Genomic DNA, 21,944 nt, shown 5'->3' with positions numbered 1-21,944 from the left:
GCCCCCCCCCCGCCCCCCCCGGGGCCCCCCCCCCCCCCCGGGGCGGGGGGGCCCCCGCAACCCTGCCCGCCTACTGGAAGATGACGTCGCTGCAGAAGTAGTACGACTGGTCCGAGTGGCTGGCCTGCCAGATCGCGAAGACCACGTGGCGGCCGGTGCGGCTGCCCGCGTTCACCGCGACCCGGTAGTGGTCCGACGGCGCGTAGCGGCCGGTCGTTGCGACCAGGTCCAGGTGGTTCCAGCCCAACGGCGTCGTCGTCGCGTCATAGCCCTGCTTCGACACGTACACCCGCAGGTAGTCCGCGCCGTGCCGGGCCTGGTCCCAGATGTCGAGCGTGAACTGCCGCGGCTTGGTCGCGGCCTTCCACTGACCCGGGTTGTCCAGCGCCGCGTACCGCATGCCACCGGTCCGGCCGCCGCTGCACAGCTGGCCGTTGGGGATGGCGCCCTGGTGGTTGCCCGCGACACCTTCGCGGTACAGGCCGTTCCAGTTCCACATGGCGGTGGTGTCGGCCTGCCACGCCTGCCAGCACATGGGGTCCTGCTGGGCCATCGTCGGGTTCTGGAAATCGTTGCCCCACCGCTGCCAGCAGCCGTAGTTGCGCGACGGCGGGTCGACGGTCGACCCGTGCGCCTGGGCGACGCCGGTCATCATGCTCGCCATGAGCCCGGCGACGGCCGCGACCGTCGCGAAGACCTTGGCCAGCGAACTCTTGTTCGCACGGACGGATATGAGCGCCACTCTCTCCTCCTCGTTGAGGACAACCATGTTGGTAGTGACCATGGGTGGGCTGGGAGCGCTCCCAAATCGCACTGTAACCAAGCGTGCGCGGAAATGGGAAGTGGTGGCGCACAAGGCGTTCGCATTCGACGCGCATTCGACCGCAATTCGACGAAACGCCCTCCCGACAGCCGCCGGGAGGGCGTTTCGGGAGCGTCTCCCCCGCTACAGCGCCGACAGGTCGACGGCCTCGGCCATCGCCCGGTAGCCCGCGTCGTTCGGGTGCAGGTGGTCGCCGCTGTCGTAGGCGGGCCGCAACGCGTCGGGGTCCACCGGGTCGGCCATCGCGCGGTCGAAGTCGACCACCGCGTCGAACTCGCCGGAGGTGCGGATCCAGGCGTTCACCTCATCCCGCACCGCCTCACCCGGCTCGGTGTGGTACGCGGCGCCCTTGAAGGGCAGGAGCGTGCCGCCGACCACGCGCACGCCCTTCGCGCGCGCCTCGCCGATCAGCTCCCGGTAACCCTTGATCAGCTCGGCCGCCGTGACCACGGGGTTGGGCGCGGTGCAGTCGATGGGGAACTGGCTGAACCCGATGTCGTTGATGCCCTCCAGCACGATCACCGTGCGCACGTCCGGCTGCGCCAACGCGTCGCGCTCGAACCGCGACGTCGCCTTCTCGCCGAAGCACGACGAGTCGTTGAGCACGCGGTTGCCGCCGATGCCCGCGTTCACCACACCGCGCCGTCCGCCCAGCCGCTCCGCCAGCTCGTCCGGGTAGCGGTTGTCGCCGTCCACAGTGGACGCCGTGCCGTCCGTGATGGAGTCGCCGAACGCCACCACGACCTCGCGCCGCGGCGTCGGGTCGACGACCTCGACCGCGTTGAGGTAGAACCACGACGACGACGTCTCGGTGAACGCGTCCGCCGCCGCGTCCGCCCGGTGGTCGCCAGACGCCCGCCAGCTCGTCGCGCTCGCGAACGTGTGCCCGGTGGCGGGCCCGGTCTTCCCCGCCAGGTACAGCGTCACGGTCACCCGGCTCAGCGGCGCCACGGCCAGCGGCGCGAGGTCGCCGACCGCCTCACCGCCGACCGGCACCGTCACCGTGCGCCGGCCGCCGAACGTCAGGTGCCGCACCGTCTCCGGTCGCACCGCCGCGCCCTGCGCCGTCCGCGCGATCGTCGCGCCGGTCACGACCAGCGGGGACGTGCCGTAGGCGTTGGAGAGCCTGATCCGCACCGCGGCGCCGCCGTCGCTGACCCGCACGACCTGGCGGACGGTGTGGTCGTCGAAACCGACCGTTCCCCAACCCGGCCCGAACGCGTCGGTCGGCGCGTGCGGCGAGGCGGCCCACGTCGCGTTCCACCCGTGGCCCGAAGCCCCGGCCGAACCCGCCGCCCCGCCCGGTACCAGTGCCAGTCCCAGCACGGCGACCAGCGCTACCGCCAGTTTCCTCATGTGCACGCCCCCGGTCGCTCACTCGCCCGTTCGGCGACCACGGTAGTCCTCGACCCCGACAAAACTCTCCGACCAGCACCGACGGTCAGTCGTGAGTACTTGACGAAGGCTTGACGATCGCCCGGCGGCCGTCTTAGGGTCCGGCATCTCGAAAATTGCCGGAACAATGACGAAACTTTCGAACGCCGCCGCTGTAGTCGTCCGAGAAAGCGAAGACCGCCATGAAGCCGATCCGCCTCGTCACCGCCGCGCTCGCCGCGATGGCGTCGACGTCTCCGCTGGCCCTCGTGGCCGCGGCCTCCCCCGACACGGGTGACCTGGCCGCGGGCCACGCGAAGAAGGACAGCCTCCGCTGGGTGGCGCCCAAGGGGTTCTACATCGGCACCGCCGCTGCCGGTGGCGGGCACCACGAGGACCAGCCCTACCCCGACCCGTTCACCAAGGACCTCGAGTACCGCTCCGTGCTGGCCAAGGAGTTCAGCTCGGTGTCCGCCGAGAACCAGATGAAGTGGGAGTACATCCACCCGGAGCGCGACCGCTACAACTTCGGGATGGCCGACGCCATCGTGAAGTTCGCGCAGCGCAACCGCCAGGTGGTCCGCGGGCACACGCTCCTGTGGCACAGCCAGAACCCGACGTGGCTCGAGCAGGGCGACTTCTCCGCCGAGGAGCTCCGCGAGATCCTGCGCGAGCACATCACCACCGTCGTCGGCCGCTACAAGGGCAAGATCCAGCAGTGGGACGTGGCCAACGAGATCTTCACCGAGACCGGCGCGCTGCGCACCACCGAGAACATCTGGATCCGCGAGCTCGGCCCCGGCATCATCGCGGACGCGTTCCGCTGGGCGCACGAGGCCGACCCCAAGGCCGACCTGTACTTCAACGACTACGGCGTGGAGAGCGTCAACGCCAAGAGCAACGCCTACCTCGCGTTGATCAAGGACTTGAAGGCGCAGGGCGTGCCGGTGCACGGCTTCTCCGCCCAGTCGCACCTCAGCACCCGGTACGGCTTCCCCGGTGACCTGGAGGCGAACCTGAAGCGGTTCGCCGCCCTCGGTCTCGGCACCGCCATCACCGAGCTGGACGTGCGGATGGACCTGCCGGCGAACGGCGTGCCGACCGCGGAGATGCTGGCCAAGCAGGCCGACTACTACAACCGCACGTTGGTCGCCTGCCTCAACGTCGAAGGCTGTGACTCCTTCACGATCTGGGGCTTCACCGACAAGTACTCCTGGGTGCCGGTGTTCTTCGCCGGCGAGGGCGCGGCCACGGTGATGTGGGACGACTTCACCCGCAAGCCCGCCTACGACGTCATGCAGTGCACGCTGGCCAAGGAGTCGGTCGAGCGCGGCGAGCGCCACCCGCACCTGCCGGCCTGCGCCAAGTAAGACGCGACGCGCGTTCCGACAGCGTCGTTCGCAAGCCGTCGGCCCCCGTCCGGACTTCGAGTTCGGGCGGGGGCCGATCACCATTCGCGGGTCGGTGCGGCACGGGTCAGGCGCCGAACGCGATCACCGCGCAGGAGGTGGCCAGCGCCAGGCACAGCGGCGAGTAGAAGCGCAGGTCGAGCCGGGCGAACTCGGTCGACTTCCGGGACGAGACGGCGAGGCCGCCCGCCCCGCGCAGCAGGAACACCGCCGCCACGCCCGCCGTGCCCGCCACCGTCAGCCACGCCGGCCCGGGTACGCCCACCAAGCCCGCACGGCCGGCCACCAGGTACGCGGCCACGCCGAGGAGCACGGCCACCGCGAGCGTGAGACCCGCCGAGGGCAGCTTCTCCGGCGGCACGTCCACCACCCGCCGGGCGAACTCCTCCCGCGTCCGCAGCGGCCACGGCGAGAAGGTCCACAGCACGTGCAACGCGCCCACGAGCACCAGCACACCCGCCGTGAGCAGGGCCAACACCGTCATACGACACCCCCGTACGCTTGCGTATGGTCAACGCGCCGTACGGTAGCGTACGGAAGCTGAGGAACCGTGACGCACGCCACGGCGAGGCGGGAACACCGAGCGCCCACCGGCCGTTGGAACACTCGGTCGGTGCGGTCGTGTCCCCGGGCCTCACCCAGCGCCTTCGCGGAATACCGTTCGGCTGGAGCCGCGTCGAGCCACTCGCCGAGAGGCGACCGCCGCGCCGACCCTCAACTTCCCGCGGCGACGCTGGTGACGTCCCGGAGCAACCCCCGGACGTGGTCGTCCCCGGCGAGCGTGCCGTGCAGCAGGGTCAACGTGGCATCGGTGATCCCGCAGTAGTGGGACACACCCACCCGCAGCTGCCGGTCGAGCATGTCGTCCATGCCGCGTTCGACGAACGTCTCCCGCGTCTCACCCGCCAGCCCGATCCACCGCATCCGCTTGCCGGTCAGGCGGGATCGGCCGCGGCCGTAGGCGAAGCCGTGGTTCCACACCCGGTCGATCCAGCCCTTGAGGATCGCGGGCGGGGCGAACCACCAGACCGGGAACACCACCAGCAGCAGGTCCGCCGCCTCGATCCGGGCCATGTGCTCCCGCACCGGCGCCGAGTACACCTTGTCGCGGTCGGCCCAGTCGGGTTCGTCCTCGACCGTCATGCGGGGGTCGAACCCCTCGCCGTGCAGGTCGAGCAGGTCAACCTCGACGTCTTGCGCGGTCAGGTGGTCCACCAGCCTGGACGCCACCTGTGACGTGAGCGAGTCGGCGCGCGGGTGGGCCACCACCACGAGCGCCTTCACCGCGCGTCCAGGCGGACGAGCATCTTGCCGGTGTTGGCGCCGCGCAGCACGCCGAAGAACGCCTCCGGCGCGCTCTCCAGCCCATCGGACACGGTCTCCTCGGTGCGCAGACCGCCGTCCGCCAGCCACCCGGCGGCACGCTCGACGTACTCGGGGAACCGGTGCAGGTAGGAGCTGACCACCATGCCGCGCAGGCTGAGCTGCTTGGTCGCGGCCGGGTACAGGTTCGGCCCCGGCACGGGCCCGGTCGCGTTGTACTGGCTGATCGCGCCGACCAGCGCGATCCGGCCGCCGTCGCGCATCGCCCCGATGGCCGCCTCCAAGTGGTCACCGCCGACGTGGTCGACGTAGACGTCGATACCGTCGGGCGCCGCGGACGCCAACTGTTCGGCGACGGGACCGGCCTTGTAGTCCAGTGCGGCGTCGAACCCGAACTTCTTGATCAGCTTCTCGGTCTTCACCGGCCCGCCCGCCGAGCCGATGACCCGGGACGCGCCGAGCCGCCGGGCGATCTGCCCGGCCACGCTGCCGACCGCACCCGCGGCGGCGGACACGAAGACCACGTCACCGGGCCGCACGGGCGCGATCTCGGTCAGGCTCACGTACGCGGTGAGCCCAGGCGTGCCGAGCACGCCCAGGTAGGCGGACGCGGGCGCGATCGCGGTGTCCACGACGGTCACGGCCGACGCGTCAACGACCGCGTGCTCGCGCCACCCGAGGAAGTGGGCCACGGTCGCGCCGACCGGCACGGCGTCCGACCTCGACGCGACGACCTCGCCGACCGCGCCGCCCTCCAGCGCCGCGCCGAGCCGGAACGGCGGGATGTACGACTCGCCGTCGTCCATCCGGCCGCGCATGTACGGGTCGACCGACATCCACGTGTTGCGCACGAGCACCTGACCGTCGGCCAACGGGGGCAGTCCGACGGTCGCGAGCGTGAAGTTGCCGGGTACGGGCTCGCCGACCGGGCGTGACGCGAGCCGGATCTCCCGGGTGGTGGTGATGATCGTCATGATGTGCCTCCGAGCAGCGATTTCGTCTGTGGGACCACCTTGCCGACGCCTTGTTCGGGTTCTGCTCGGGTCCTGTTCGGACCGCCTCGACTACGGTTGCGGCCATGCGTTTCGGGGTGCTCGGTCCGCTGGACGTCCGGACCGCGGACGGCACGCCCGTCAAGGTGCCCGAGCGCAAGGTGCGGCTGCTGCTCGCCGACCTGCTTGCCGACCGCGGCCGTCCCGTGTCGGCGGACCGGCTGGTCGCCGACCTGTGGGGCGAGGACGGCCCCGGCAACCCGCTGCGGGCGCTGCACGCGAAGGTGTCGCAGCTGCGCCGGGCGTTGGAGGAGGCCGAGCCGGGCGGCCGTGACCTGGTCGAATCACGATCACCCGGCTACCTGGTCCACGCCGACTCGGTGGACGCCGACGTGTTCGCGGAGCTGATCGCGCGGGCGCGGGCGGCGGGCGACCCGGCGGCGCGGGCCGCGTTGCTCACCGACGCGCTGAACCTGTGGCGCGGCCCGGCGTTCGCGGACTTCGCGGACCTCGACTTCGCCCGATCGGCGATCACCCGGCTCGAGGAGCAGCGGCTGGTGGCGCTGGAGGACCTGGCCCTGGCGCGGCTCGACCTCGGCGAGCACGCGGCCGTGGTGTCCGAGCTCGCGGACGTGGTCGCGCGGCACCCGTTGCGGGAACGCCTGCGCGCGATCCACCTGCGCGCGCTCTACCGGGCGGGACGGCAGCACGAGGCGCTGGCGGGCTACGACGACCTGCGCCGTCGGCTGGCCGACGAGCTCGGCGTCGACCCGAGCCCCGAGCTGGCCGCCCTGCACCGCGCCATGCTGGCCCAGGACCCGCGCCTCGCGCCGCCGGTCCGGCCGGGCACCAACCTGCCGAACCCGCTCACCGCGCTGGTCGGCCGGGAGCGGGACGTGGCCGAGGCGCGTCGGCTGCTGGCCGGGCACCGCCTGGTGACGTTGACCGGACCGGGTGGTGTCGGCAAGACGAGGCTCGCGGTGGAGACCGCCCGGCAGGTGGTGGACGGGTTCCCGGACGGCGTGTGGGTGGTCGAGGTGTCGGCGCCGTGCTCGCTGCCCGACGTGGTCACCGCGGCGCTGGGCATCCGCGACGACGGCGCCTGGGGCGGTGAGCACGTCGACGCGGCCGACCGGCTGACGACGGCGTTGCGGGACAAGCGGCTGCTGCTCGTGCTGGACAACTGCGAGCAGATGATCGCCGAGGTGGCGGAGCTGACCGCGGCGGTGCTGCGCAGCGCGCCGCACGTGCGCGTGCTGGCGACCAGCCAGGAGCCGCTGGCCGTGGCGGGCGAGGTGCGGCACGCCGTCGCGCCGCTGGCCGAGTCCGCCGCGGTCGAGCTGTTCGTCGCCCGGGCCGGCGCGGCGGGCGGGTCCGCTTCGGACCTCGCCGCGGTGGCCGCGATCTGCCGGCGGTTGGACGGCATCCCGTTGGCGTTGGAGCTGGCCGCGACCAAGGTGCGCGCGTTGGGCGTGACCGGCGTGCTGTCCCGGCTGGACGACCGGTTCCGCGTGCTGGCGGGCGGGTACCGCGACGCGCCGCCCCGGCAGCGGACCCTGCGCGCGATGATCGACTGGAGCTGGGAGCTGCTGGACGACGCGTCGCGGGTCGTGCTGCGGAGGTTGGCCGTGCACCACGAGGGCTGCGCGTTCGAGGCGGCCGAGGCGGTGTGCGGCGGTGACGACGTGCTCGACGTGCTGGCCGGTCTGGTCGACCGGTCGCTGGTGGTCGTGGTGGAAGGCCCCGGTGGCACCCGGTACCGGCTGCTCGAATCCCTGGCCGCGTACTGCGTGGAGCGGCTGGACGAGGCGGGCGAGCTGGACGAGGTCCGGGCACGGCACGTCGAGTACTGCACCGGCCTGGCCGAGCAGGCCCGGTTGCGCGGACCGGACCAGCACGAGTGGTTGCGGCGGCTGGACGCGGAGTCGGCCAACCTGCGCGGCGCGCTGGACCACGCCGTGCGCCGCGGGTTGGTCTCGCCCGCGTTGCGGCTGGTGGACGCGCTGGCGTGGTACTGGGTGCTGCGCGGCAGGCTGGGTGAGGCGCGCCGGGCGTTCGACGCCGCGCACGCGCTGGGCCGGACCGGCGCCACCACGGCCTGGCACACCGCGATCCGCATCCTGACCGGTGACGGCGCGGACCGGGTCGAGCGGATCGAGGCCGCGCTGCGGTCGTGTCCTGAACCCCACGCGTCCTGGTTCCTCGGCCACGCGCTGTGCGAGATCGGCGACATCACCTCGGCGGAAGGCCTGACCGACCGGGCGTTGGCGGGCTTCGCCGCGACCGGCGACCGCTGGGGCACCGCGGCGGCGCTCGGCGACCGGGCGCTCCAGCACTTCGTGCGCGGCGACCTGTCGGCGGCGGCACGGGTGGGCGAGCGCAGCGTCGTCCTCTTCCGCGACCTCGGCGACACGTGGGGCCAACTGCGCGGCACGCGGGTGCTCGCGTTCGTGGCCGAGGCGTTCGGCGACCACGAGGAGGCGGCCGACCGGTTGCGCACGGGCCTGCGGCTCGCCGACCGGCTCGGGCTGTGGCCGGAGGTGTCCGACCTGACCTCGGGCCTCGGCCGCATCGCGCTGCTCGCCGGTGACCACGTGCGGGCTCGGGAGCACCACGAGCGCGCCATGCACTTGGCGGCGCAGCACGGTTTCCGGGCCGGTGAGGTCAACGCGCGGCTGGGCCTGGCGCTCGGCGCACGCCGTGAAGGTGATCTCGACACCGCCGAGGAGCTGCTGCACACCGTGCTGGACTGGCACGACGAGGTCGGGCTGACGAGCGCGAACGCGCTGGTGCTCGCCGAACTCGGCTTCGTCGCCGAACTGCGCGGCGACTTCGCCACCGCCGCCGCACGGCACCGGGAGAGCTACGCGGTGGCCGCGGACACCGGTGACCCCCGTGCGCTGGCGTTGGCGCTGGAAGGTCTGGCCGGTGCGGTCGACCCGGCGGACGCCGCGGCCCTGCTCGGCGCGGCGGACGCGGCCAGGCGGTTGCGCGGCGCTCCCCTGCCGCCCGCCGAACGGGGCGACGTCGACCGCATCACCGCGCGTGCCGCCGGAGCGCTGGGGCCGGAGGCGTTCGCCGAGCACTTCGCCCGCGGCTCGGCCCTCGCCCCGGATCAGGCGCGGGCGTCAGCGGGCGCGAACGGTGAACTCGGGGTACCCGAGCGTTCGACACGCGGGACCTGAACGTTCGACACGCGGGACCTGAACGTTCGACACGCGGTCAGGGTTGGTTGTCCGGGTCGCGGTCGCGCAGGTAGCGGGTGTGGTCGGCCTGCTGGTTGACGTCGGCGGCGTACACGCGTTCGGCCAGGCGGTGGGCCTCGGCCTCCAGCAGGCCGAGCTGGGTCACCAACTCCTCCCCCGGGCTCGGCTCGCCGCCCGCGCGCTGCTTCACCGCGAACCACCACGGCAGGTTCAGGTAGGTCTGCACGGACAGCGGCAGGTCGGTGCGCGCCAGCCGGACCACGGTGTGCCGCAGGTCCGGGTTGGCGGCCAACGCCTCGTGCCGGGCGAGGAGGTCGCCGAGCACCGCGCCGATCCGGCCGACGGCGGCGACCGCGGGCTCGGGCACCCGGGACGACTGCGCGCCCACCTCGCGCACCAGCTCGTCCAGTTCCGCGTGGAGCAGGCCGGCCTCGGTGACCGCGTCCACCGGCACCAACCGGATCTTCTCCGGCGGCGCGAGCAGCGCGCCCACCGCGTACAGCCCGGCCACCACGACCGGCCACACGCCGCCGACCGCGCCGGTCAGGTGCAGCAGCACGCCGAGGAGGCCGCCGACGCAGCCGACGAGGTTCTTGGTCGAGCCCAGGTAGCGGATCATTGGTAGCCGCGGATCTCCTGGAACACGTCGCCGAGTTCGGTGGCGCGCGCGTCGAACACCTTGCCGCCGGTCATGGTGGCCACCTGGCCCAGCTCGGCGCTGCTGCCCTCGCCGAACAGCACGGTGAACACGGGCACCTGCCGCAGCGACCCGGGCACCGCGCCGAACGACGCCTGGAACTCGGCCAGGCCCGAACCGTTCGCGTTCTCGCCGTCGGTCATCAGCACGATCGAGGTGAACCGGTCCGGGTCGGCCGCGACCAGCGGCTCCATCACCTCGTAGGCGCGGGACAGGCTGTCGTAGATGGCCGTGCCGCCGCCTTCGACCAGCCCTTCGGCGTACGCCTTGATCTCCGCCAGCTCGGCCTGCGGGTCGCCCTCGGGCAGGGTGAACGTGCGCGGCGTGCCGGGCGAGGTGTTGAACGGCAGCATGGTCACCTCCTCCCGGCTGCGGAACCGGCGGAAGCGGCCGGTGAGGGAGTCGTCCGCGCCGGTCAGGCCGACCAGCGCGGACCGGAGCGACGCGATGCGGTCGCCGGCCATCGAGCCGGACGTGTCGAGCACGTACAGCGTGCGCGACGGGCGCCGGATCTCGTTGAAGTAGGCCGAGAGCAGGGCGTCGACGGAGTCGCGCGCGGCCGGGAACGGCAGCTCGACCAGGTCGCGCACGGCGAACCGGGAGTCCAGGTCGACACCCGGCACGACCGGCCGCCGGTGCGTGGTCTCCATGATCTTGCGCTGCACGTCCGGCGTGCGCAGGTGGTCAGTGAGGCGCTGGTGCGCGGCACGGGCGTCGTCACCGGAGTCCGCGAGCAGGGTCAGCGGGTAGTCCGCGGTGACCACGCCGTCCTCCGGGTAGACCAGCGTGAGCGGTTCGGGCAGGTCCTTGGACGCGTTCAGGGACAGCAGCACGGACTCGTAGTTGATCAGTCCGTCGACGCGCGCGCCGGGGTCGTGGCCGGTGGCGCGGCGCAGGTAGGCCTCCGACAGCCAGCCCGACGACCCGGCGGACAGCGACTGCGCGGCGAAGAAGCCCTTCAACCGCGGTGTCACGGCCGCGATCTGGCCCGCGTCCACGGCGTTGCCCGCGCCCGCCAACGCCGACGCCACGCCGACCAGGGCGGAGAAGCCGGAGTTCGAGGACGACGGGTCGGTCATGCCGTAGCTGAACGCCTTGCGCCCGGCCTGTTCGGCGATCTCGCCCCAGCCGACCCGCCGGTCAGCCCACCCCAACCGCTGCGCCGACGACGTCGACAGGCCGAGCACCACCGGCGAGCTCATGATCTTGACCTGGTTGCCGAGCCGCTTCGCGGCGTCCGGGATGCCGGCCGGGTAGCGGTTGGACGAGAACCAGACGGCGTCGTACTTGCCGTCGACCTCGCCCTTCGCCAACGCTTCGGCGCCCTCCAGCGTGCCGGTGAAGGTGAACTTCACCTCGACGCCGGTGGCCTCGGCCGCCTCGTCCAGCACCGGTTGCAGGTCGGTCAGCTCGCTGCCCGCCAGCACCCGCAGCACCCCCGGTTCCGCAGGGCCGGCGGGCTGCGCCGGGTCGGGCTCGGCCTCGCCGGTGCACCCCGCCACCACCAGCACGGCGGCGAGCACGAACGCTGTCCTCATCGGTCCCCCTCGACCGCCGCCGCGTCGTGCGAACGGCGCAAGTGCTCTTCCGCGCGGCGGAGCTCCCCCGACAGCGACTCGACGGTCACGGCCATCGTGCGCACCGCGTCGGCCCGGTAGCCGTCGACCGCGTCGATCGCCGCGTAGATCCGGTCGAACGACGCGCGGATCGTCTCCACCGCGACGGCCGGGTCGCTGCTCGCCCGGCGGATCTCCGCGCCCTGCAGGTCGAGCAGTTCGGTGTTGGCGCGGATCAGGCCGTCCGTGGTGGCCTGCAACGCGGCGACCTCGTCCAGCACGTCGCGCTGGCTCGCCAGCGCGCCGCTGACCAGCAGGGCGATCCGCAACGCGGCCACCGTCGTGGTCACCGCGCGTTCCACGCCCCGGATCAGCTCGTCGTTGTTGCGCCGCACCAGGTCCAGGGCCAGGTAGCCCTGCGCGCTGACGGCGAGCTGCGTCAGCAGGTCCTGGTGCCGTTGCCGGATGGGGTGCAGCACGTCCGCGCGCAGCGCCCGCGCCCGTGCCGGGTCGGTCAGGTCGAAGATCCCGGCCTGCCGGTCGATCGCGGCGTCCACCGCCTCGGCGAACGCGGCGGCCTCGGCCAGCTTGCCCATGGCCCGCCACAGCCGCTCGCGCTCGCCCTTGATGACGGCGTTGTCGCGGCGCAGCACGTCCTGCCGGTTGCGCAGGTCGACGACCAGCGCGTTCACCGGCTCGCCCGCGGCGCGGTAGCGGTCGAGGGCCTTCTTGGCCGCGTTCGCGGCGGGGAAGACCTTCAGCAGCTTGCGGCCGGTGATGGGCAGCTTGGCCGGGTCCAGCTCGGCAACGGTGCGGCGCAGGCCCGACAGCGACGTGGTGACCTGGACCTGCGGCGAGTCGTCGCGCAGGGCGCGGGCCGAGCGGTCGAGCATCGTCCCCGCCACGCCCGCCGCCGCACGCATGTCCGCCTCGCCGACGGCGAGCACGTCGTCCAGCACGGCGGTGAACTCCGGTGACCGGACGTCCAGCTCCTGGAGGCGTTCGGCGAACCGCTCGGCGCGGCGGTCGACGTCCGCGCGCACGTCCTCGCCGAGCGCGATCAGGCCGGCCGCGCGTTCGACGGGGATCGGCGTCACGGGCTCCGGCGGGGTGAGGGTGAACTCGTCCATCACGCGGCGACCGCGTCGAGCAGGCGTTCCAGCGTCTCGAACGACGGCGGCTCGACCGCGTCCACCAGGTCCGCGGGGGCCTTGTCGCCGACCACCTCGGCGAACACGCGCGGGTCGGACGTGCGGAAGCCGAACGTGGCGGCGAGCCTGGTCAGCTCGGGATCGGTGCCCAGCAGTCGGCCGACCTGGTCGCCCTGGTCGGACAACGGGACCAGGGTGTGCTTGGAGTAGACCGTCGGCGCGAGGTAGAGCAGGCGCATGTCGGCGCGGATCGAGCCGTCGGCGCGCTGCACCCGGTCGAGGTACTGGGACTCGTAGATCAGCGCGAGCGGCGTCTTGCCCATGCCGGCCGCGAGGTAGTCCTCGAACGGGCCCTCGGTGCTGTTCTGCGTGTAGCCCTGGTCGCGGAAGAGCCTGGCGACGTCGGGCAGCACGGCCGCCTCCTGCTCCGGCGTGCCGACCACCGTGTTGCCGTTGGCCACGAACGACACGATCGCCAGGTACATCGCGGCGGAGTTCGACTCGCCCGGGTTGGTAGTGGTGACGAGGACGTTCTTGCGGGCCGGGTAGGCGGTGTTGCCGGGCAGCTGGTCCCAGCGCGTGCCCGCCTTGGTCAGCTCCAGGTACTTGGCCACGTCGAGCACCTGGTAGTCGCCCGCGCCCTTGGTCACGACGCCGGCGGCTTCGAGCAGCCCGACGATCGGCTCGAACGTCGCCACGGCCATGGGCGACTGGAACGGCGTGTGCGCGGCGGTCGTCCTGCGGTCGCGCTGGATCCGCTGCGCGGCGGGCGAGGACGACGGGAACGCGAACGCGTACTTGCCGAGGTCGACGGAGGTGGCGATCTGCCGTGAGCCGGCCGTGTCCACCTCGACCTTCAGGCCGTGCTTCGCGAACGCGTCGACGACCCTGCGGTCGCTGAAGAAGGCCAGCTTCTCCGACCCGATGACCCCGCGCACGGTGGTCAGCTCACCCTGCGCGCCACCTTCCGCGTCATCCGAGCGGCCCCACACGACCACCGCGACGACGGCGGCCAACAACACCACGGCCAAGCCGATGGACAACCGGCGCTTCACTTGACCCGCTCACCCCCGTGTTCGAGCCTGATCATCTCGTTCGCTCGACTCGTTTGACGCGCGAAGCGGCGATCACGGGGCGAACGGTTGATGAACGGAAGGTGTCGATGCCGCGTACACGGCGGCCACCACGGTGACCGCACACGCCGCGTACGCGGTCGTGCGCGCAGAGGTGAGCTCCGCGAGCGCCGGGCCGGCCAGCGCACCGACGAACGTCGCCGCCGCCTCACCCGTGAACATCACGGCGCCCACGCGGCCCAGCACGTCGGTCGGCGTCACCCGTTGCAGGGCGGTCTGCGTGACGACCAGGGCCGCCGATCCGGCCAGCCCGATCAGCACGGCGGCGAGCAGTGCGGCGACCGGCGACCTCGAACCGAACAACAGCACGAAACCGATGGAGGTGGCGGCGAGCGCGCCCGCCAGCAACGGGCCCGACGACAGGCGGTCGACCAGGACTCGGGTCGCCGGCGCGCCGAGGAGGAAGCCGACGCCCAGCGCGGACATCACCAACCCGACCGACCCCTCACCGCCCCACGCGGTCATCCCGAACGGGACCAGCAGCGCGGTGAGCGAGGCGTTCGCGGCCAGGAACAGGGTGCTGACGACGAGGAGCGTCCTGGCCGTCCGGCCCGATCGCAGGAACGCGAGTCCCGCACGGAGTTCGTCGCCGACGCCCGACCTCTCGTCACCGCCTGCGCCGCGGGGCAGCAACGCGAGCAACCCCGCCGAGACCACGTAGCTCGCCGCGTCCGCCACCACCAGCGCGGGGAAGCCGACCAGCCCCACCAACGCCCCGCCCAGCGGTGCGCCGACCAGCCGCGCCACGCCGTCGGTGACGGAGTTCAGGGCGTTGGCGCCGCTCAGCGCCGTGCCGGTGCCGACCACGACGGGCGTGTGCGCCTGGGCCGCCGGTCGGAACACCACCGTGCCCGTGCTCTCGACGACCACCGCGACGTACACGAGCCAGAGGTCGCCGGGATCGCGGGCGAACAGCAGCAAGGTGACGGCGGCGGCGCGCAGCACCTCGGCCGAGACCATCGCCCGCCGCCGGTCCCACCGGTCGACCAGCACGCCCGCGACCGGCCCGAGCAGCAACGGCGGCAGGAACTCCGCCGCCAACGCCGCACCGGCGGCCAACACGGAGCCGGTCAGGTGGAAGACGTGCGCGGGCACGGCGACGACGAGCAGCCAGGAGCCGAACACGCTGACGGTCCGCGCCGCCCACAGCAGCCGGAAGTCCCTCACGCGCAGCGCGGTCACCATCCGACGACTATCTCCAGAAAATAGTCATCGCGAACAGTGTTCTGACAAGATTGGTCCCGTGGGACACGAACTGGGCCGACGACTACGGGCGCTGCGGGCCGCGAACGGGCGGACGGTGGCCGCGGTCGCCGCCGACGCGGGGCTCTCGGTGCCGTACGTGGCGAACCTGGAGAACGGCCGGGGCAACCCGACCGTCGACGCGCTCGCCCGGCTGGCCGGTGCGCTGGGCACGCGGCTCACCGTCGGGTTCGCCGATGACGACGAACCCGCACCCACGCCGACTCCCACCGAACTGCCTGCGGCGCTGGTCCGCCTCGGCCGCACCGCCAGGTTCCGCCGCGACGCGCGCACCCTGGCCGAGGCGACCGGTCAGGACGACGCCGACCTGACCGGACGACTGCTGGACGCGCTGGCCCGCCTGTCCGCCCTCACCGGCCGCGACCTCACCGAGCCGGACTGGCTGCGGCTGCTCGACGCGCTGCTGCTCGTCGGCGTGCACCCCTACCCGGGCGAAGGGCTCAGTAGGCCATGAACAGGATCTCTTCGCGCGAGTAGTCGTGGCCCGGGTGGTTCTCCTTGAGGTGCTTCTGGGTCTTCTCCACCAGTTCGTCCTCGTCCTTGCCCTGGATCGGCTCGCCGCAGGGGCAGGTGATGTTCTGCTTCATCGCAATCCTCCGCTGGTGATCTCTCCCCTTCGACTCTACTGAACGTGACGACGTTGTCGACCGAGCGAGTTCGGGACCGCCGGCGCGCGGAGCACCGCCGCCACCAAGCGGTGGTTCTCCGCCGCACCGCCACCACCGCCGACGGCGAACCTGCGCCGGGTGTAGCTGTAGGCGGTGCCGCTGCGCGGATCGGCGAACGCCTGCGCGCCCACCGCGCCGCTGTGCCCGAACGCGTCCGCGCCGAGCCCCGCGTACCGCACGCCCTGCGCCTCGAAGCCGAGCAGGAAGTGGTCCCGCTCCCCCGTCACCAGGTCGACGCCCGTCGAGTGCGGCCGGGTGAACTCGGCCAGCACGTCCGGCCCGAGCAGCGGCGCCCGACCGTCCACGGGACCGATCGCCGCCGCGTACATCCGGGCCAGCCCACGCGCGCTGCCGACGCTCCCCGCCGACGCCTGCCCCAGCTCGCGCACGCGCCGCGTGTTCGCGAACGCCACCAGGTCCAACGGCGTGTTGAACGCGAGCGCGGTCAACCCCTCCGGCGTCGGCCGCGGCGAGGCCGGCGGCTGCACGGGTGCGTACCGGGGTTCCAGGTCCGCCGGCAGCCCGAGGTGGAAGTCCAGCCTGTACGGCGCCCGCACCCGCTCCTCGTACACCTGGCGCAACGTCCGCCCCGTCGCCCGGCGCACCACCTCGCCGGTCAACGCGCCGATCGTCAGGGCGTGGTAGCCGTACCCGTCCCCGAACGCCGGGAGCTCACCGGCCAGCCGTTCGGCGAGGAGCCGGTCGTCCGCCAACTCCTCCTCGTCGAACCCGCCGGTCACGCCGACGAGCCCGGCCCGGTGCGCGAGCAGGTCCCGCAACGTCACCCGTCCCTTCCCGCCGGCGGCGAACTCGGGCCAGTACGACGCGACCGCGCGGTCCAGGTCGAGCACGCCGTCCTGCACCAGCAGCGCCACCACCAGGTGCGCCGCGCCCTTGCCCGAGGAGTACAGCGCGAGCAACGCGTCCTCCGCCAACCCCGCCCAGAGGTCGACCACCAGCTCCCCGTGCCGGTAGACGGCCAGTTGGGCGCCGAGACCGGGCTCGGCGGCCACCACCGCCGCGAACTCCTCGCGCACGCCTTCGTAACCCGGCGCGACGACGCCCTGGACGGTCATCACGCCGCCGCGACCGCGCGGGCGAAGCGGACCACGCGTTCGGCCTGCACCCGTGCCGCCGCGCGCACGGTGTCGTCCACGGCCGCCGTGCCGCCCGCGTCGTGGTGCGACGTGCCGTACGGGTTGCCGTCGGCGAACTTGTCCGGGTGCGTGTAGCCCGGCGCGACCACGATGCCGCCGAAGTGGTGGAAGGTGTTGGCCAACGCCAGCAGCGTCGACTCGTGGCCGCCGTGCAGCGTGCCGGTCGACGTGAACCCGCTGTAGACCTTGTCGGCCAGCAGACCCCGCTGCCAGACGCCGCCGAGCGTGTCGAGGAACTGCTTGAGCTGCGAGGCGACGTTGCCGAACCGGGTCGGCGTGCCCATGATCACCGCGTCGGCCCAGACCAGGTCGTCGGCGACGGCCACCGGGAGGTCGGCGGTCGCGGCGTCGTTGGCGGCCCACGCCGGGTTGGCGTCGATCGCGGACCGCGGTGCGAGCTCGGCGACCTTGCGCAACCGGACCTCGGCGCCCGCCTTCTCCGCGGTCTCGGCCATCTCCTGGGCGATCCGGGCGATGTTGCCGGTGGCCGAGTAGTACACGATCGCGACCTTCACGCTGCCGTCCACGACAGTCCCCTCCTGCTGCTTGATCATGACCACGACGATATAGTCATAGGTGGTGATCGTCAATAATGGTGACTATCACCATAGGTGACCAAAGGAGGGTCATGCGGCGAGGCGAACGCAAGCACACCGATCCCGACCTGGGCGTGCTCACCGGCCGGCTGCTGTTCGCCGTGCAGGAGGAGCTGTTCGACACCCTCGCCCGGGACGGCTACCCGGACCTGCGCCCGCAGCACGGCGCGGTGCTCGCCTACCTGGACGAGGAGGGCACCCGGGCCACCGACCTGGCCCGCCGGTCGGGTCAGCACAAGCAGGTCGTCGGCAAGGTGCTCGACGAGTTGGAGGCGCTGGGCTACGTCACCCGGCAGCCGGACCCGGACGACCGGCGCGCGAAGCTGGTCGTGCCCACCGAACGAGGGCTGGCCCAGATGAGCCGGTCGGACGCGATCGTGGCCGCCATCGAGCGCCGCCACGCCGAACGCGTCGGCGAGGACGCGTTCGACGGGTTCAAGCGGCTGTTCCGGGAGGTCGTGGCCGGCCAGCGGTCCTGGCGGGACGGGTGAGCTAGCGCCGGCGCAGCACGCGTGGGTCGGCGTCGAGGTCGTCCCCCAGGCGCAGGGTGATGAACTCGTTGTTGTCCGGCTTGCCCGGCGTGCGGCCCGACGAGGACGGGAAGTTGTTGTCGTTGAGCACGCCGATCGTGCGGTCGTCCAGGATCACCACGTCCTCGATCGTGGTGAACGGGAAGGTGAACGTCGTGCCGAAGCCGCCGAGCCCGCGCGGGTTCGCGATGTCGAGCAGGTCGGCCACCAGCGTCTTGTCCAGCGCGCCGTCCCGGTCGCGGTCGCGCTTGTCGACCAGGTAGACCCGCTTGACGCGCGCGTCGACGCCCTGTGCGCCGTCCCGTTCGATCACCAGCAGCCGGTTGCGGTCCACCGCGACCGCGTCGCCGATCGCGTGCTCCGGCTTGTCCAGCCGGTAGGTCCAGCGCACGCCGGTGTACCGGCCGCGTTCGAGGTCGAACTCGTTGAGCCGCAGCGTGCCGGGCGCGTCGCCGGCCACCGTGCCCTCCAGCAGGGCGTCGAGCGTGCGGCCGTCGGCGGACAGCGCCAAGCCCTCGTAGCCCTTGCTGCCGCCCAGGTTCGGCGTGCCCGCCGGGTTCTCCGGCGCGAAGACGTCCGGCAGCGGCACGGGCGGCGCGAGCAGCCGGCCCGCGCGGTCGAAGTGCAGCAGGTAGGGGCCGAACTCGTCGCCCATCCAGTACGTGCCGTCGCCCGCGCGGACGATCGACTCGACGTCGAAGTCCGCGCCGGTCAGCACCCGGTCGGGACGGGTGAGCGGGAACGGCACGTGGCCGTTCGGGTCGGTCAGCGTGATGCCGCCGAGCACGTCGACGGCGCCCGTGCCGAAGTCCGGGCCGATCCGGTGCACGCGGAGGGTGAAGTCCGCGCTGTTGGCCTTGGTGCCGTACCCGTTGTCGGAGAGCACGTCGAACGTGCCGTCGGCGTTGCGCAGCACGCCGCTGAAGCCCTGCACCGGCTGGTCGGCGAACGGCGGCACGACCCCGTTGACCGGCGTGGTGCCCAGGGCCGCGCCGGACGGCTCGCTCCCCGGCACGAACGTCACCGCGGGCAGCGCGGCGAACCCGGTCAGCGTGGCGCGGCCGAAGTCGTGGCGGCCGGTCGGCGCGGCCGAGCCCGGCACCGCCACCGACGCCAGGACGAGCGCGGACAGACCGATGACCAGCGGTCTCCTCATGGGTGTTCCCGTTCTGCTCGGCACGCCGCACTTCAGGGCGCGCGGTGCGCGGAACGGTAGGCGGGCCGGGTGAACGGCCGGGGCGTTCGCGGTGACGCGGGGGTGGTCCGGCCGGCGTCGTCGCCGTGGGACCACCCCCGGCCGAGGAGTCAGCCCGCGTACGCCTCGAACTCGGCGAGCTGCGCGGCGGGCCAGCCCGTGTTGCCGGTGAACGTCAGCCGCAGGAAGCGGTGGTCCGCCGGGACCGGGATGCTCACCTGGTTGCCGGACGCGGGGTCGAACCGGAACCCGGCCGACGCCACGAGTTGGCCGTAGTTCGCGCCGTCCGAGCTGCCGGAGACGCTCAGGGTCTGCGTGCGTGCGGCCCACGCCGTGGCCGGTGGGAGCTTCAGCACGATCCGGTTCACCGCGATCCGGCTGCCCAGGTCGACGGTGAACGCCTGCGGGAACGCGTTGTTCGGGCTCTCCCAGTAGGTGTTGGCGTCACCGTCCACCGCGTTGCCACCGGGGAAGCCGCCGTTGGCCGAGGCCTGGACCGGCTTGCCGCGCGCCACGTTGCCCTGCGGCGGCGGTGAGGTCGTGGTGGTCGTGGTCGTGCCGTAGACCTCCAGTTCGGCCAGTTGGGCGGCGGGCCAGGCGGTGTTGCCGGTGAACGTCAGCCGCAGGTGGCGGTGCGTTCCGGAGACCGGGATGGTGACCTGGTTGCCGGAGGCGGGGTCGAAGCGGAACCCGGCCGAGGCCGCGAGTGGGGTGTAGTTCGTGCCGTCGGTGCTGCCGGAGACGCTCAGGGTCTGCGTGCGCGCTTCCCACGCGGCGGGCGGCGGGAGCTTCAGCACCAAGCGGCCGACGTTCTCCGAACGTCCCAGGTCGACCGTCAGCGACTGCGGGAACTGGTTGTTCGCGCTCTCCCAGTAGGTGCTCGCGTCACCGTCCACGGCGTGCGCGGCCGGGAAGCCGCCGTTCGCGGTGGAGGCGCTGACCGCCTTGCCCCTGGCCAGGTTTCCGCCCGGCGGAACGGTGGTCGTGGTCGTCGTCGTGGTGGTCGTGGTCGGCGGGTTGGTCGGGTCGGTGTAGATCGGGTCCGGCCACGGACCGCAGTACGACGGACCGTCCCAGCCGGAGTTGCCCGCGCCCTTGGTGAGCTGGAACCCGTTCTCGCCGAGGCAGCTGTAGACGCCCGCCCGGCCGAGGCCGGTGGCGGTGACGTTGGTGAACGACGCCGCGCCCGGCGACTGGAGCTGGATGCCGAACGTGCCCGCGCCGTTGATCCGCACACCGTTGAAGTGGACGTTGGTGATCGTGCCGCTGATGAACTGGATGGCCTCGTAGTTGCTGTCGATCAGGTCGGTGTCGGTGACGTCGATCCGGCCGTTCATCGCGCCGTCGCGTGCGTCGAACCACAGCGCGCCCACGCCGAACTGCCAGTTCGAGTCGAGCACGCCGGCGCGCAGCGTGGTGTTCTTCGACAGGGTGGTCGTGCCGGACAGGGGCACCGAGGAGAAGCGGTTGCCGACGTGGATGCCGCCGCCCTGGTCCTGGGTGTCGGCCACGACGTTCTCGGTGGCGACGTTGTCCCGGCCGCCGTAGATCGCGATGCCGTTGGCCTTCATCGGCACGACCACCGTGTTGCGCCGGATGGTGTTGTTGTGATCGGCCTGGTGCTCCGACCAGAACGCGATGCCGTCGTCGCTGATGTTGCGGAACAGGTTGTGCTCGATCAGCACGTCGCTGATGCCGCGGTGCAGGTTCATGCCGTCGGCCAACTGGTCGACGACCTTGTTGTGGCGGATGGTGAGGCCGGAGAACGGGCCGTCCAGCCACAGGCCGACCTTGGTGTGCTGCAGGAACATGCCGGAGATCACCGAGCCGCCGCCCAGCGCGCCGCCGATGGCGTTGGTCTGGTCGCAGTCGACCCGGTTGGTGACCTCGCCGATGATCGCGAAGTCGTGCAGGCCGACGCGCGTGCTCACGCCGGAGTTGCCGCCCTGGCCGCAGCTCGACGGCTCGCCGAGGCCGTAGAAGCCGACCCGGTCGCCGGTGACCACGCTGTGCCAGTGACCCGCGCCGCGGACGGTGACCTGGTCGACGGTGACGTGCTTGGTGACGGTGAACCGCCCGGCCGGGATCCACACCTCGCGGCCGGACGACTTCGCGGCGGCGACCGCGGCGTCGAAGGCGGCGTTGTCGTTCGTGCCGTCGTTGGGAGTGGCGCCGTGGTCGGTGACGGAGACCGAGTTCGCGGGCCGCGTGGCCGCCGGGGCGACGAGCTCGAAGTCGGCGAGGTCGATCGTGTAGGACGGCGCGGTGTCGCCCGCGTCGACCTGGAGCTTGACCTTCGAACCGGCGGCGAGCGTGCGGCCGAACAGGGCGCGGGTGGAGTCGTAGAGGTGGTGCGGCTTGCCCTGGTTCGGGTCGTTGGCGTAGGGGTAGCCGCCGTAGCGCCACGCGTACTTCGAGGTCAGGGTGAGGCTGCCGGTCTTCGTGCCGTCGAGGTAGAGCGACAGGGGCGCGGTGATGCCCGCGCCGCCGTTGCCGTCCGGGACGCTGTAGCGGAGGTCGATCGAGTTCGCGGGCTCGGTGAGGGTGAACTCGACGTAGCGGCCCTGGCCGGACAGGGTCACGGCGCGGCGGCCGGACGCCTCGCCCTCCAGCGTGCCCTGGCGTCGGCCGGGTCCGATCTTCGTGCCGTTCGTGGCGGCGGCCTCGGCCTCGTGCTCGACGAACGGCACGTCGGCGCCCCGGCCGGGGATCTCGAACGGCGACGTGGCCGCCGCGGCGACCTGGGCGGCGACCTCGCCCGGCGCGGCGGCGATCGTCAGCGCGGCGAGCAGGGACGTGGCCACCGCCGCCGCGCCGAGCGCCAGGGGACGCCGGAGGGTGGGGTTGACTCGCATGGGTTCAGCCCTTCGT

19 protein-coding genes are annotated in these 21,944 nt (G+C 72.6%); 4 read left to right on the top strand and 15 right to left on the bottom strand.

The window, feature by feature from the left end; translation table 11 throughout:
• Positions 1-70 precede the first annotated feature (70 nt).
• Both LNK82_RS19190 and LNK82_RS19185 read right to left on the bottom strand, forming a co-directional pair.
• On the bottom strand, positions 71-664 hold the full coding sequence (locus LNK82_RS19190; RefSeq protein ID WP_230568550.1) for a lytic polysaccharide monooxygenase auxiliary activity family 9 protein: 594 nt from the start codon (positions 662-664) through the stop codon (positions 71-73).
• A gap of 282 nt (positions 665-946) precedes the next feature.
• Complete coding sequence (locus LNK82_RS19185; RefSeq protein ID WP_230568384.1) at positions 947-2,179, bottom strand: SGNH/GDSL hydrolase family protein; 1,233 nt, start codon at positions 2,177-2,179, stop codon at positions 947-949.
• Between the two features lie 221 nt (positions 2,180-2,400).
• Between LNK82_RS19185 and LNK82_RS19180 the strand changes: the two genes are divergently transcribed.
• Complete coding sequence (locus tag LNK82_RS19180; RefSeq protein WP_230568383.1) at positions 2,401-3,567, top strand: endo-1,4-beta-xylanase; 1,167 nt, start codon at positions 2,401-2,403, stop codon at positions 3,565-3,567.
• A 106-nt stretch (positions 3,568-3,673) separates the two neighbouring features.
• Here the strand turns inward: LNK82_RS19180 and LNK82_RS19175 are convergent, their stop codons facing one another.
• The 3 genes from LNK82_RS19175 to LNK82_RS19165 all read right to left on the bottom strand — a co-directional run bounded on the left by LNK82_RS19175 (position 3,674) and on the right by LNK82_RS19165 (position 5,903).
• Positions 3,674-4,090, bottom strand: a complete 417-nt coding sequence (locus LNK82_RS19175; protein WP_230568382.1) for a DUF3995 domain-containing protein — start codon at positions 4,088-4,090, stop codon at positions 3,674-3,676.
• 230 nt (positions 4,091-4,320) lie between these two features.
• Positions 4,321-4,890 (bottom strand): NAD(P)H oxidoreductase, encoded by a 570-nt coding sequence (locus LNK82_RS19170; RefSeq protein WP_230568381.1) that lies wholly within the window; start codon positions 4,888-4,890, stop codon positions 4,321-4,323.
• A complete protein-coding gene (locus tag LNK82_RS19165; RefSeq protein ID WP_230568380.1) occupies positions 4,887-5,903 on the bottom strand; it encodes an NADP-dependent oxidoreductase in 1,017 nt (338 codons plus the stop codon). Before LNK82_RS19165 ends, LNK82_RS19170 begins: the two co-directional genes overlap by 4 nt.
• Before the next feature lie 104 nt (positions 5,904-6,007).
• Here LNK82_RS19165 and LNK82_RS19160 point away from each other — a divergent pair, with 104 nt between their 5' ends.
• Complete coding sequence (locus LNK82_RS19160; RefSeq protein WP_230568379.1) at positions 6,008-9,106, top strand: AfsR/SARP family transcriptional regulator; 3,099 nt, start codon at positions 6,008-6,010, stop codon at positions 9,104-9,106.
• 37 nt (positions 9,107-9,143) lie between these two features.
• Here LNK82_RS19160 and LNK82_RS19155 read toward each other — a convergent pair whose 3' ends face one another.
• The 5 genes from LNK82_RS19155 to LNK82_RS19135 form a co-directional block, all read right to left on the bottom strand.
• Positions 9,144-9,746, bottom strand: coding sequence for a hypothetical protein (locus LNK82_RS19155; protein ID WP_230568378.1), 603 nt, complete (start codon positions 9,744-9,746; stop codon positions 9,144-9,146).
• Positions 9,743-11,362, bottom strand: coding sequence for a vWA domain-containing protein (locus LNK82_RS19150; RefSeq protein WP_230568377.1), 1,620 nt, complete (start codon positions 11,360-11,362; stop codon positions 9,743-9,745). The genes LNK82_RS19155 and LNK82_RS19150 overlap by 4 nt, the downstream gene beginning before the upstream one ends.
• Positions 11,359-12,510, bottom strand: coding sequence for a toxic anion resistance protein (locus tag LNK82_RS19145; protein ID WP_230568376.1), 1,152 nt, complete (start codon positions 12,508-12,510; stop codon positions 11,359-11,361). The genes LNK82_RS19150 and LNK82_RS19145 overlap by 4 nt, the downstream gene beginning before the upstream one ends.
• The gene (locus LNK82_RS19140; RefSeq protein ID WP_230568375.1) at positions 12,510-13,586 is read right to left on the bottom strand and encodes a hypothetical protein; all 1,077 of its coding nucleotides are present in this window, start codon (positions 13,584-13,586) and stop codon (positions 12,510-12,512) included. The genes LNK82_RS19145 and LNK82_RS19140 overlap by 1 nt, the downstream gene beginning before the upstream one ends.
• A 72-nt stretch (positions 13,587-13,658) precedes the next feature.
• Complete coding sequence (locus LNK82_RS19135; protein WP_230568374.1) at positions 13,659-14,849, bottom strand: MFS transporter; 1,191 nt, start codon at positions 14,847-14,849, stop codon at positions 13,659-13,661.
• A gap of 58 nt (positions 14,850-14,907) precedes the next feature.
• Here LNK82_RS19135 and LNK82_RS19130 point away from each other — a divergent pair, with 58 nt between their 5' ends.
• Entirely contained in the window at positions 14,908-15,381 is a 474-nt protein-coding gene (locus LNK82_RS19130; RefSeq protein WP_230568373.1) for a helix-turn-helix domain-containing protein, read from the top strand.
• On the opposite strand, the gene LNK82_RS19125 is transcribed toward LNK82_RS19130, so the two are convergent.
• The 3 genes from LNK82_RS19125 to wrbA are packed head-to-tail and all read right to left on the bottom strand — an operon-like array spanning position 15,368 to position 17,306.
• The gene (locus LNK82_RS19125) at positions 15,368-15,514 is read right to left on the bottom strand and encodes a DUF1059 domain-containing protein (RefSeq protein WP_230568372.1); all 147 of its coding nucleotides are present in this window, start codon (positions 15,512-15,514) and stop codon (positions 15,368-15,370) included. The genes LNK82_RS19130 and LNK82_RS19125 overlap by 14 nt on opposite strands.
• A gap of 35 nt (positions 15,515-15,549) precedes the next feature.
• Positions 15,550-16,671, bottom strand: coding sequence for a serine hydrolase domain-containing protein (locus tag LNK82_RS19120; protein WP_230568371.1), 1,122 nt, complete (start codon positions 16,669-16,671; stop codon positions 15,550-15,552).
• A complete protein-coding gene (gene wrbA / locus LNK82_RS19115; RefSeq protein WP_230568370.1) occupies positions 16,671-17,306 on the bottom strand; it encodes an NAD(P)H:quinone oxidoreductase in 636 nt (211 codons plus the stop codon). Before wrbA ends, LNK82_RS19120 begins: the two co-directional genes overlap by 1 nt.
• Positions 17,307-17,380: 74 nt before the next feature.
• Between wrbA and LNK82_RS19110 the strand changes: the two genes are divergently transcribed.
• The gene (locus LNK82_RS19110) at positions 17,381-17,839 is read left to right on the top strand and encodes a MarR family winged helix-turn-helix transcriptional regulator (protein WP_230568369.1); all 459 of its coding nucleotides are present in this window, start codon (positions 17,381-17,383) and stop codon (positions 17,837-17,839) included.
• Between the two features lies 1 nt (position 17,840).
• On the opposite strand, the gene LNK82_RS19105 is transcribed toward LNK82_RS19110, so the two are convergent.
• Together LNK82_RS19105 and LNK82_RS19100 are read right to left on the bottom strand one after the other, a co-directional pair.
• Positions 17,841-19,034 carry an esterase-like activity of phytase family protein gene (locus LNK82_RS19105; RefSeq protein WP_230568368.1) on the bottom strand — a complete coding sequence of 398 codons (1,194 nt, stop codon included), beginning with the start codon at positions 19,032-19,034 and terminating at the stop codon, positions 17,841-17,843.
• 149 nt (positions 19,035-19,183) lie between these two features.
• Positions 19,184-21,928, bottom strand: coding sequence for a discoidin domain-containing protein (locus tag LNK82_RS19100; RefSeq protein ID WP_230568367.1), 2,745 nt, complete (start codon positions 21,926-21,928; stop codon positions 19,184-19,186).
• Positions 21,929-21,944: the final 16 nt, after the last annotated feature.

The sequence above is a fragment of the Saccharothrix luteola genome (assembly GCF_020859565.1).
GTDB classification, from domain to species: Bacteria; Actinomycetota; Actinomycetes; order Mycobacteriales; family Pseudonocardiaceae; genus Actinosynnema; species Actinosynnema luteola.
Note: the sequence above shows the minus strand (reverse complement) of the source record. Positions and strands in the feature narration are given on the sequence as shown.